Consider the following 11841-nt stretch of genomic DNA (forward strand, 5'->3'; position numbering starts at 1 on the left):
CAGCTCCTGCGCACGCACCTCACCTCCCCCGGCTGAGTTCGGTCGCCACCGAGGCGAGCCCTCCCGCCAGTGCGTCAGGAGGCCAGGAGGACGTCCCCGTCTGCCGGCAGGACCCCCAGCCCCAGGTAGTAGGCGCGGACCCGCTCGCGCACCCCGGTCAGCGTGGGCGCGTACAGCCGCGGTCCGCCCGGGATCCGCACCGTGAACCCCCCATCGGCCCGCTCCACCGGGATGACCGTACCGTCCGGCAGGAGGAGGCGGAGGGCGTCGGGTGCGGCGAGCCCCTCGCCGACCCCCGATGCCCGGGCGGCCGGCGCGCGCCCCACCAGGCGGCGCGGCAGCACGACCCACATCGCCGCCAGGATCCCGAACGTGACCGCCGCCAGCCAGGCTTCCATTCCCATGCGCGACACCTCCTCTGTCACTGCGGCCGGACGCCCCCAGGCGCTTGCGTGGTGCGGCCTACGTCCCGCCCACCGCAGCCGCCGAGCCCCATCCCACGGCCGGCCTGGCCGGCGGCGCTTCGGGGTAGGCCTCGATCCCGTGCTCCGGCACGTCCAGCCCCGCCAGCTCCTCCTCGCGCGAGGCGCGCAGGCCCATCGTGACCCGCAGGAGCCAGAACATGAGGAAGCCAGTGCCGAGCGCCCAGGCCGTCACGGCCACCATGCTGATCAGCTGCGCCGCGAGCTGCCCCCAGGCGCCCGTGATCAGCCCGCGCACGCCCCCGTAGGTCCCGTCGGCGAAGAGCCCGACGGCCAGCAGCCCCCACAGCCCGCCGCCCGCGTGCACGCCCACCGCGCCCACGGGATCGTCCACGTGCAGCCGCCGCTCCACGATGCTCGAGGTGGCCATCATCACGAAGGGGGCCACCGCCCCGATCACCACCGCCGCCCAGGGGGCGACGTAGGCGCAGCCCGCGGTGATGCCGACCAGCCCGGCCAGCGACCCGTTGCAGGCCAGGACGATGTCGGCCTTGCCCGTGCGCACCAGCCCGGCGTACAGCGCTGCCACCGCCCCGGCAGCCCCGGCCAGCAGGGTGTTCACGGCGATCACGGCGATGCGCAACTCGGTGGCCATCAGCGTGCTGCCGGGGTTGAAGCCGAACCAGCCGAAGAAGAGGATGAAGGCGCCCAGCACCACGTAGACGGTGTTGTGGCCGGGGATGACGTTGGGGGTCCCGTCCGGGTTGAACTTGCCGGTGCGCGGGCCCACCATGGCCGCGCCGGCCAGCGCCACCAGCCCGCCCACGGCGTGCACGACCCCGGAGCCGGCGAAGTCCTTCGCCCCGGCCCCCCACGGCAGCGCAGCCAGCCACCCGCCGCTCCAGACCCAGTGGCCGTAGACCGGGTAGATCAGCGCACCGATCAGGAAGCTGTACGCCAGGTAGGCGGTGATGCGCATCCGCTCGGCCACGGCCCCGGCCACGATGGTGGCCGCCGTGGCGGCGAAGACCATCTGGAAGAACCACAGCATCGCCGTCGTCACGTCGTACCCCTGTCCGGTGAGGAAGAACCCGGAGAGGCCGACCAGGCGGTTCCCCAGGTCGAGGCCGGGGGCCAGCTTGGAGCCGCCGAACATGAGGGCGAAGCCGAAGGCCCAGAAGGAGAGCGCAGCCATGCAAAAGTCCATGTAGCTCTTCGTCAGGTAGTTCACCGTGTTCTTGGACCGGATGAGGCCGGCGCCGAGCAGCGCGAAGCCCGCCTGCATGAAGAAGACCAGGAAGGCGGCCACCAGCGTCCAGGTGAAGTTCACCGCCGCCTGCGGGTCCCGCTTGATCGTGGCCGTTCCCGCCGGGTCGGCCGCCAGCACGCCGCCGGCCAGCAGCAGCACCACCGTCACCGCCAGCGCGGCGGCCACTGTCCACTGCCACGTCCTTGCCATCGTCCCCCCTCCTCCGGGCGGCCGCCTTCGGTCGGGTATGCAAAGGCCGTGCCGCCCCATCTGGCGAGGCGTCACGGCCCCGTCCTCCTGCACCTCTTGCGGGCTTCGCCACCGGCAGGCTCGCCGGGCTGCTGGTCCGGCCCCGCCCGGCCAGACTTCAGCCGTGTGGCGGCCTGGTTGCCATGCCCCGGCGCCAACGCGCCGGGGGCATCAGGGTGCAGCCACCTGTCCCTCCAACAGCGGCGCCGGCGCGGCCATGGAGGTCCCGGCCGACCGCGCCGCGGCCACCCCGCGCGGCCGCACCACCCGCAGGATCCGGCACCAGCGCGGCCAGCCCGCCAGGAGAGCCGCGGCCCGTGTGCTCCCGGTGCGCACCCGGTGCAGGTAGAGCAGCCAGCGCACCGCCCGCAGGTCATCGACGGCCGGCTCGGCCACGACCACGTCCGGGTGGCAGTGCCGGGCGAGGGTGCCCGTCTCGTCCAGCACCACCGCCCACCCGCCGGTCATGCCGGCGCCGAAGTTGCGCCCCACGCGCCCCAGCACCACCACCAGCCCGCCGGTCATGTACTCGCAGCCGTGGTCCCCCACGCCCTCCACCACCGCCACGGCGCCGCTGTTGCGCACGGCGAAGCGCTCCCCGGCCCGTCCGGCGGCGAAGAGCCGGCCGCCGGTGGCCCCGTAGAGCACGGTGTTGCCGGCGATGACGTGGGTGTGGCTCGCCCCCCGCAGCCGGCGCGGCGGGCGCAGGACAATCTCCCCGCCGCACATCCCCTTGCCGACGTAGTCGTTGGCCTCGCCCTCCAGCACCAGCTGCAGCCCGCCCACACAGAAGGCGCCGAAGCTCTGCCCAGCGCTGCCGCGGAAGGTGAGCCGCACCTGCCCCTCGGGCAGCGCGTGCTCGCCCAGCTCCCAGGCGATGCGGCCGGCCAGCCGCGCGCCCACCGTGCGGTCGGTGTTGGCGATGGGGTAGGCGGCGCGCACCGTCTCGCCGCGCTGCACCCGCGGCCAGACCCGGGCGAGGAGGCGGTCGTCCAGGCCCGCAGGCTCGGCGCGCACATTGCGCGGCTGGACGCACCGGCGCGGGCCCGGTGCCGCCGGCGGGGTGAGGAGCTCGCGCAGGTCCACCCGCGCCGCCCGCGGGTGGTCCCGAGGCGCCGGGCGCAGCCACTCCACGCGCCCGATGACCTCGTCCAGGGTGCGGGCGCCGAGCGCGGCCAGGTGGCCGCGCACCTCCTCGGCCACGCCCAGCAGGTAGGCCGCCACGCGCTCCGGCGTGCCGGTGAACTTGCGGCGCAGGTCCTCGCGCTGCGTGGCCACGCCCACCGGGCAGGTGTTCAGGTGGCACTCCCGCGTCATCACGCACCCCAGCGCCACCACTACCGACGAGCCGAAGGCGAACTCGTCCGCCCCCAGCAACGCCGCGATGACCACGTCGCGCCCGGTCTTGAGCCCGCCGTCCACGCGCAGCCGCACCCGGCCGCGCAGGCCGTTCTCCACCAGCAGCCGTTGCGTCTCGGCCAGGCCCAGCTCCCACGGCACCCCGGCGTGCTTGATGGAGTCGAGCGGCGAGGCCCCGGTGCCGCCGTCGTGCCCGCTGATGTGTACCGTGTCGGCGAACCCCTTGGCCACCCCGGCGGCCACCGTGCCCACGCCGGCCTCGGCGACGAGCTTCACCGCCACGCGCGCCTCCGGGTGGAGGCGCTTCAGGTCGTAGATCAGCTGCGCCAGGTCCTCGATGCTGTAGATGTCATGGTGCGGCGGTGGGGAGATGAGCGTGATCCCCGGCTGCGCCCGCCGGATCGCCGCGATCTCGGCGGAGACCTTGTGGCCGGGGAGCTGGCCCCCCTCGCCAGGCTTGCTCCCCTGGGCCATCTTGATCTCCAGCTCCGCTGCCGACATGACATAGGCCGGCGTCACGCCGAAGCGGGCCGAGGCGATCTGCTTGACCGTGCTGTTGGCGCTCTCCCCGTCCGGTCGGGGGCGGTAGCGCGCCGGGTCCTCGCCCCCTTCCCCGCTGTTGCAGCGGGCGCCGATGCGGTTGGCGGCGATGGCGATGGCCTCGTGCGCCTCGCGCGAGAGCGCCCCGTGGGACATGGCCGCGGTGACGAAGCGGCGCACGATGGCCTCCGCCGGCTCCACCTCCTCCAGCGGCACCGGCGGCCGCTCGACGAAGGCCAGCAGGTCGCGCAGGGCCGCGGGCGGCCGACCGTCCACCAGGCGGGAGAAGGCCGCAAACGCCGCGCGGTCGCCGGTGCGCGCGGCCTGGTGGAGGCGCTTCACCACGTAGGGGTTGAAGGCGTGGTACTCGCCGGTGCGGCGGAACCGGACGAGGCCCACGTCCTCCAGCGCCTCGCCGCCGGGGGCGAAGGCCTGCGCGTGGCGCGCGACGGTCTCCGCCGCCAGGTCGTCGAGTCCCAGCCCCCCGAGCCGCGCCGGGGTGCCGGGGAAGTAGCGCTCCACCAGCGCCGGGTCGACCCCCACCGCCTCGAAGACCTGGGCCCCCTGGTAGCCGAGCATGGTGCTGATCCCCATCTTGGCCATGATCTTCAGCAGCCCGGCCTCCACGGCACGCCGGTATGCGGCCGCGCCGTCGGGCACCGACGCCACCGTGGCGAAGGCCAGGTACGGGCAGACCGCCTGCGTCCCGTACCCCAGCAGCGCGGCGATCTGGTGGATGTCCCGCGCCTCGCCCGTCTCCGCCACCAGGCTGGTGCGCATGCGCAGCCCCGCGTCCACCAGGCGGTGGTGCACCGCAGCGACCGCCAGCAGCATGGGGATGGGGACGCGTTCCGCGTCCACGGCGGCGTCGCTCACCACCAGGATCCCGGCCCCGGCGGTCACCGCCCGCACCGCCGCCGCACACAGGTCGTCGAGGGCGGCCCCCAGCGGCTGCGCGGCCGGGCGGAAGCAGGCCTCCAGGCTGGCCACGCCGCAGGGAGCTTCCCGCCGCAGCCAGGCCAGCTGCGCCGGCTCCAGGAGCGGCGAGTCGAGGGCCATGAGGCCCTCGCGCGGCCCGTCTCCCAGCCACCCGCCGCGCGGGCCGAGCAGGGTCGCCAGCGCCATCACGGAGCGCTCGCGCAGCGGGTCGATGGGCGGGTTGGTCACCTGGGCGAAGCGCTGGCGGAAGTAGGCGTACAGCAGGCGCGGCCGCTGGGCCAGAACAGCCGGCGGCGTGTCGTCCCCCATGGAGAAGACCGGGTCCTTCCCCTCGGTGGCCATAGGGCGCAGGACCCACTCGACGTCCTCCACCGTGTAGCCGAAGAGCCGCTGCAGGCGCCGCAGCCGCTGGGACGGCGCGGGAGCGGGGCCGCAGGCCCTCGGCTCGGGCAGCCGGCCCAGCGGGGCGATCCAGCGGAGGTAGGGGTGCTCGCGCGCCAGCGCCCCCTTCACCGCGTCATCGTGCAGGACCCGGCCGCGCGCCGTGTCCACCGCCAGCACCTGGCCGGGCCCGAGGCGGCCCTTCTCGAGGACCCGCTCCGGCTCCACCTCCAGGACGCCGGCCTCCGAGGCCAGCACCACCAGGCCGTCCGCGGTCACCGTGTAGCGCGCCGGGCGCAGGCCGTTGCGGTCGAGCGCGCCGGCCACGAGCGCGCCGTCCGAGACCGCCAGCGCCGCCGGCCCGTCCCAGGGCTCGGTCAGGCAGGCGTGGTAGGCGTAGAAGGCGCGCAGGTGGGGGTCGAGGTCCTCCACCAGCTCCCAGGCCTGCGGGACGAGCATGGCCAGCGCGCGCAGCAGCCCCAGGCCCGAGAGGACGAGCAGCTCGAGCACGCCGTCCAGGTGGGCGCTGTCGCTGGCGCCGTCGGTGAGCAGCGGCACCAGGTCGGCCCAGCGCTCCCGCCACGGCGGCGCGGTGCGCAGCGTGGCCTCGCGGGCGCGGGTCCACAGCACGTTGCCCTGCAGCGTGTTGATCTCGCCGTTGTGCGCCAGGTAGCGGAAGGGCTGCGCCAGCCGCCAGGAGGGGAAGGTGTTGGTGCTGTAGCGCTGGTGGAAGACCGCCAGCGCGGTCTCGTAGCACGGGTCGGTCAGGTCGGGGTAGAAGCGCGGGAGCTGCGGCGAGACGAAGAGCCCCTTGTAGACGAGCGTGCGGTGGGAGAGGGAGACGACGTAGCCATCCACCCCGGCCTCCCGCCAGCGCCGCTCGATGCCGCGGCGGCAGAGGTAGAGGGCGCGGGCGAAGGCGGCGTCGCCGTGGGTCCCGCGGCCCAGCACCACCTGCTCGATCACCGGCTGCGTCGCCCGGGCATGCTCGCCCAGCGCCTCCGGCTCCACCGGCACGGCCCGCCACCCCAGGACCGCCAGGCCCTCCGCGCTGGCGGCGGCCTCCACGGCGGCCCGGGCCGCGTCGGTGCCCCGGGGCGGGAGGAAGAGCATGCCCACGGCGAGGTCCTGGTCCGGGATCCCCTCCAGCCGCAGGTCACGGCGCAGGAGGCGGTAGGGGAGCTGGGTGAGGACACCGGCGCCGTCCCCCGACTTCCCGTCGGCGGAGACCGCGCCGCGGTGGCTCATCCGGGCCACCGCTCGCAGCGCCGCGCCGAGGACCTCGTGCCGCGGGCCGTCCAGGCGGGCCACGAACCCCACGCCGCAGGCGTCGTGCTCGCGCAGCAGCGCTCTCACCTCCCCACAAAGGCGAAGCCCGAGGCCGTCCCAGCGTCCAGGTCCTGACGTGGGACCTCCTCGGGCTGCCGACGCGGTGCAACGGGTATGTCGGGGCGCGCCGAAGCGCGCGCTTTCGCAGATTGCTACACCGTCAGCGCGGATCTGTCAAGGGCGCGACGGCGAAACGTTCGGATTTTCCCCTGCGAGATTGGAGCCCAGCGCGTTCACTCCACCACCCGGATGACGCTGTCCACGCTCTTCACCACGTCCATGGCGCGCAGCCGGGCCACCACCCGGCGCACCGCCGCCTCCCGCGCCTCGTGGGTGAGGAGGACGACATCGGCCACCGCCCCGCGGCTCTTCTGGACGATGGAGGCGATGCTCACCTCCTCCTCGCCGAAGACCGCGGCCACCCGGGCGAAGACCCCGGGGCGGTCGGTCACCTGCAGGCCGAAGTAGTAGGGGATCACCAGGTCCTCCACCGGCCACACCGGCCGCCGGGCCGGAGCCCCTGCCGGACGCAGCGCTGGCTCCGCCTCCCCCGACCCGCGCCGGCGCCGCCCGGCCGCGTCCAGGATGTCGCCCACCACCACAGCCGCCGTGGCCGCGCCCCCGGCTCCCGGGCCGCTCAGGACCAGGGGACCGGCGCGCTCGCCCACCACCAGAATGGCGTTGCGCTCTTCCTCGACCGTGGCCAGCGGGTGGGTCTGGGGGATGAGGGCCGGGTGGACGCGCACGTCCACCGCCTCGCCGAGGTCCCGGCCTACGGCCAGCAGCTTGACCACGTAGCCCAGCTCGCGTGCGTAGGCGATGTCGCGCGGGGCCACTTCCTGGATCCCCTCGCGGAAGACGTCGGCGTCGGTCAGGGCGGCGTCGAAGGCCAGCGAGGCCAGGATGGCCAGCTTGGCGGCGGCGTCGTGCCCGCCGACGTCCTCGCTGGCGTCCGCTTCGGCAAACCCGCGTCGCTGCGCCTCGGCCAGGGCGTCGGCGAACGACCACCCGTCCCGGGTCATGCGGGTCAGGACGAAGTTGGTGGTGCCGTTGAGGATACCCTCGACGACGCGCACCCGGTCGGCGGCCAGGGTCTCGCGCAGCGGCTTCACGATGGGGATGGCCCCGCCCACCGCCCCCTCGAAGGCCAGCGGCGCCTGCGTCGCCGCGGCGGCCGCGAAGACCTCCGCCCCGTGGGTGGCCAGCAGGCGCTTGTTGGCGGTCACCACCGCCTTGCCCCGGCGCAGCGCCTCCAGGACCAGCGTGCGCGCCGGCTCCAGCCCGCCCATCACCTCCACCACCACCTCCACCTGCGGGTCACCGACTACGGCAGCGGCGTCGGGGGCGAGCAGGTGGGCCGGGAGGGGGTGCGGGCGCGGCCGCGCGGGGTCCAGGACGGCGATACGCCTGACGGTGGGACGCCACCCGGTGCGCCGGGCGATGCGCTCCGCCCCTTCCTCGAGGAGGCGGTAGACCTGTGCGCCCACCGCACCGAACCCCAGGAGGCCGACGCCCACCTCCACGCCGGGTGCACCACGCTCGGGCTTGCCAGCATCGACCAGAGGACGAACCATAATTGGAGGAATGCGCCGTGCGTTCGGGCCTTCCTGCTTCGGCAGGCAGGACTCCGGGCGCCCGGCCTCCAACCTGTGCTTCCAACCAGGGCGGTCCGGTGCGGACGACACAGCTCCAGGACCCGCATCGACCGCCGCCAGCGGAGGGGAACCTGTGAGCGACGAGCGTCCCGTCCACCTACGCATCCCCGGCCCGACCCCGCTGCCGCCCGAGGTCCGCCATGCGGCGTCCGGGCAGATGATCAACCACCGCGGCCCGGAGTTCCGCGCGCTGCTGGCCGAGGTGACGGCCGGGCTGCAGGAGGTGCTGGCCACCCGGCACGACGTGATCCTGCTCACCGCCTCGGGCACCGGCGGCCTGGAGGCCGCGGTGGTGAACACGCTCTCGCCGGGCGACCGGGTGCTGGCCGTGTCGGTCGGCTACTTCGGCGAGCGCTTCGCCGCCATCGCCCAGGCCTACGGGGCCGAGGTGATGCCGCTGGCCTTCCCCTGGGGTGCGGCGGCCGACCCCGACCGCGTCCGGCAGGCCTTGCGCGCCGATCCGGCCATCCGGGCGGTGCTGGTCACGCACAACGAGACCAGCACCGGGGTGACCAACGACCTGGCCGCGCTGGCCGCGGTGGTGAAGGAGGAGGGGCGCCTGCTGCTGGTAGACGCCATCAGCTCGGCGGCCTGTCTGGAGCTGCGCACCGACGCCTGGGGGCTGGACGTGGTCGTCTCCGGATCCCAGAAGGGGTGGCTGGCCCCGCCAGGGCTAGCCATCGTGGCGGTCTCCCCCGCGGCGTGGGAGGCGCAGGCGCGGGCCCGCATGCCGCGCTTCTACTTCGACCTGCGCCGCGCCCGCGACGCCGCGCAGGAGGGGAGCACCCCCTGGACGCCGGCCCTCTCGGTGTGCTTCGCCCTGCGCGAGGGGCTGCGCCGGCTGCGGGCGGAAGGGGTCGAGGCGGTGTGGGCGCGCCACCGGCGCGTGGGGCGCTCCACCCGCGAGGGAGTGCAACGGCTGGGCCTGCGCCTGGTCCCGCACGACGAGCGCACCGCCTCGGACACCGTCACGGCCTTCTGGCTCCCCGACGGGGCGGACGCCAAGGCCGTCCTGCAGCGGTTGCGCACCGACCACGGCGTGGTGCTGGCCGGCGGGCCCGGCCAGCTGGCGGGGCGGATCCTGCGCATCGGCCACCTGGGCGCGGTCAGCGAGGGCGACATCACCCCGGTGCTCGATGGCCTGCGCGCCGTCCTGGCGCCCCACGTCCCCGCCGTGCGCTGATGGCTGCGCCCGAGCGGCGCCCGCCGGTGGCCGCGCCTGCAGGGCTCCCGCCGATGACTGCCTCCGGGGGACCGGCGCCGACGGCTTCGCCCGGCCAGCCCCCCTCGACGACCCCGTCCGGGGACCGCCCCCGCGTCCTCGTCACCGAGCCGATCGACCCGGCGGGCCTGGCGCTGCTGCGCCAGGTCGCCGACGTGGACCTGCGCACCGACCTCTCGCCCGACGCCCTCCTGGACGCCGTGCGGGCCTGCGACGCGTTGATCGTCCGCAGCGAGACGCCGGTGACCGCGGCCGTCATCGAGGCCGCGCCCCGTCTGCAGGTGATTGGCCGCGCCGGGGTGGGGGTCGACAACATCGACCTGGACGCGGCCACGCGGCGGGCGGTGGTCGTGGTGAACGCCCCCCGCGCCAGCACCGTGGCCGCCGCGGAGCACACGCTGGCACTCCTGCTGGCCCTGGTGCGCCACATCCCGCAGGCCGACGCCTCGGTGCGGGCGGGCCGGTGGGAGCGCAGCCGCTTCGTCGGCGTGGAGGTGCGCGACAAGGTCCTCGGCATCGTCGGCCTGGGGCAGATCGGCCAGGAGGTGGCCCGCCGGGCCCGCGGGCTGGCCATGCACGTCATCGCCCACGACCCCTACCTCCCGGCGGAAGTGGCGGCACGCCTGGGGGTGCCCCTGGTGCCGCTCGACGAGCTGCTGGCGCGCAGCGACGTGGTGACGCTGCACGTCCCCCTCACCGAGGCGACGCGCGGGATGCTCGGGCGCGAGGCCATCGCCCGGATGAAGCCCGGGGCCCGGCTCATCAACGCCGCCCGCGGCGGGCTGGTGGACGAGGAGGCGCTGCTGGACGCGCTCGACCGCGGCCACCTGGCCGGCGCCGCGCTCGACGTCTTCACCCAGGAGCCGCCGCGCAACCCGCGCCTGACCGCCCACCCGCGCGTGGTCCTGACCCCGCACCTGGGCGCCTCCACGGCGGAGGCGCAGGCGGCGGTGGCGGTGGACGTGGCCCGCCAGGTGGTGGCGGTGCTGCAGGGAGGGCTGGCCGAGCACGCGGTGAACGCGCCGATTGTCCCGCCGGAGGCGGCGGCGGCGCTGGCGCCCTTCGCCGACCTGGCCGACCGCCTCGGCCGGTTCCTGGGCGGCGTGCACGGCGGGCGGCTGGGACGCGTCCGCCTGGTCTACGGCGGGGAGCTGGCCGAGCTGCCCACCGCCCCGCTCCAGGCCGCGGTGCTGCGCGGTCTGCTGGGGCCCATCACCGAGGAGCGGGTGAACCTGGCCAACGCCCCGCTGGTGGCCCGACGGTGGGGGCTGGAGATCGTCGAGGAGCGCCGCCCCGACGAGCGCGACCCCTGGCCGGCGCTGCTGGGCGTGGAGGTGGCGGCGGAAGACCAGCGCCGCGCCGTCGCGGGCACGGTCATCCGCGGGGAGCCGCACGTCGTGCGGGTGGACGAGTACTGGGTCGACCTCCTGCCCCGCGGCTACCTGCTGGTCTGCCACAACGACGACCGTCCGGGGATGATCGGCAAGGTGGGGACGATGCTCGGCAACGCCGACGTGAACATCGCCTCCATGCAGGTGGGGCGCGACCGGCCGCGGGGCCGGGCCATCATGGTGCTGGGCCTGGACGACCCCGTGCCGCCGGACCTGCTGGCCGAACTCCTCACCATCCCCGGGATCTTCGACGCCCGCCTGGTGGCGCTGCCGCCGTGATGGCCGCACCCCTCCGTGCGGGTGACCGCGGCCGATGCCCCACGCGCCGATGAGCGACCCGACGCCCGCCCCGGCTCCCCCCACCCGCCTCCTGCTGATCCGCCACGGGCAGAGCCGCTGGAACGTGGACGGGCGCGTGCAGGGGCAGGCCGACGTGGCGCTCACGCCGCTCGGCGAGGCGCAGGCGGCCGCGCTGGGCCGGCGCCTGGCCGCCCTGCCGCTGGTCGCCGTCTACAGCAGCCCGCTGCGGCGCGCCCGGGAGACGGCCGAGGCGGTGGCCCGCCCGCACGGCCTTCCGGTCGTCACCCTCCCCGAGCTGGTGGAGATCGACCACGGGCGCTGGCAGGGGCTCACCTGGGCCGAGGTGGCCGCGCGCGACAGCGAACGGTACGCCCTCTGGCAGCGGCTGCCCGGACGGGTGGTGATGCCGGACGGGGAGCGCCTCTTCGACGTGCGCACCCGGGCGCTGGGGGCGGTGCGGCGCGTGGTGGCCGCCCACCCGGGGGCCACGGTGGCGCTCGTCTCCCACGAGGTGGTGCTGCGGGTCGTGCTGGGGGAGGCGCTGGGCATGGACTACGACCACCTGGGCCGGCTCGTCCTGGACAACGGCGGGATCAGCGTGGTGGAGTACGGCGCCGGCCCGCCGGTGGTGGTGGCGGTGAACGACACGGCGCACCTGAGCCTGCTGCCGCGAGCCCAGCGGTAACTCACCAAGTCAGGCCCTTGACGGCGGCCGGTGAGTTGGTTCGCTCCTCGTGCGTTTACGCGTTGTTCTGGCAGCATGTCGCTGCCGCAGGAGAGAGCAGCGGCCGGTCAGGTGCTCTAG

The 11841-nt window shown here is 75.3% G+C and carries 7 protein-coding genes; 3 read left to right on the forward strand and 4 right to left on the reverse strand.

Features of this window, described 5'->3' with window-relative positions; genetic code table 11:
- Positions 1-74: 74 nt before the first annotated feature.
- The 4 genes from RB146_12120 to RB146_12135 all read right to left on the reverse strand — a co-directional run bounded on the left by RB146_12120 (position 75) and on the right by RB146_12135 (position 7991).
- Positions 75-404 carry a hypothetical protein gene (locus RB146_12120; protein ID MDQ7829715.1) on the reverse strand — a complete coding sequence of 110 codons (330 nt, stop codon included), beginning with the start codon at positions 402-404 and terminating at the stop codon, positions 75-77.
- A gap of 58 nt (positions 405-462) precedes the next feature.
- Positions 463-1881, reverse strand: coding sequence for an ammonium transporter (amt, locus tag RB146_12125; protein MDQ7829716.1), 1419 nt, complete (start codon positions 1879-1881; stop codon positions 463-465).
- A 210-nt stretch (positions 1882-2091) separates the two neighbouring features.
- The gene (gltB, locus tag RB146_12130) at positions 2092-6495 is read right to left on the reverse strand and encodes a glutamate synthase large subunit (GenBank protein MDQ7829717.1); all 4404 of its coding nucleotides are present in this window, start codon (positions 6493-6495) and stop codon (positions 2092-2094) included.
- A gap of 206 nt (positions 6496-6701) precedes the next feature.
- Entirely contained in the window at positions 6702-7991 is a 1290-nt protein-coding gene (locus RB146_12135; GenBank protein MDQ7829718.1) for a homoserine dehydrogenase, read from the reverse strand.
- Positions 7992-8196: 205 nt separating this feature from the next.
- On the opposite strand from RB146_12135, the gene RB146_12140 reads away from it, so the two are divergent.
- Genes RB146_12140 through RB146_12150 form a run of 3 tightly spaced genes read left to right on the forward strand, consistent with a single transcriptional unit; the run spans position 8197 to position 11721 of the window.
- Complete coding sequence (locus RB146_12140) at positions 8197-9306, forward strand: alanine--glyoxylate aminotransferase family protein (GenBank protein MDQ7829719.1); 1110 nt, start codon at positions 8197-8199, stop codon at positions 9304-9306.
- A gap of 53 nt (positions 9307-9359) precedes the next feature.
- Positions 9360-11015 (forward strand): phosphoglycerate dehydrogenase, encoded by a 1656-nt coding sequence (gene serA / locus RB146_12145; GenBank protein MDQ7829720.1) that lies wholly within the window; start codon positions 9360-9362, stop codon positions 11013-11015.
- 34 nt (positions 11016-11049) lie between these two features.
- Positions 11050-11721 (forward strand): histidine phosphatase family protein, encoded by a 672-nt coding sequence (locus RB146_12150; protein MDQ7829721.1) that lies wholly within the window; start codon positions 11050-11052, stop codon positions 11719-11721.
- Positions 11722-11841: the final 120 nt, after the last annotated feature.

Source organism: Armatimonadota bacterium, assembly GCA_031081585.1.
Taxonomy (GTDB): domain Bacteria; phylum Sysuimicrobiota; class Sysuimicrobiia; order Sysuimicrobiales; family Humicultoraceae; genus Geohabitans; species Geohabitans tengchongensis.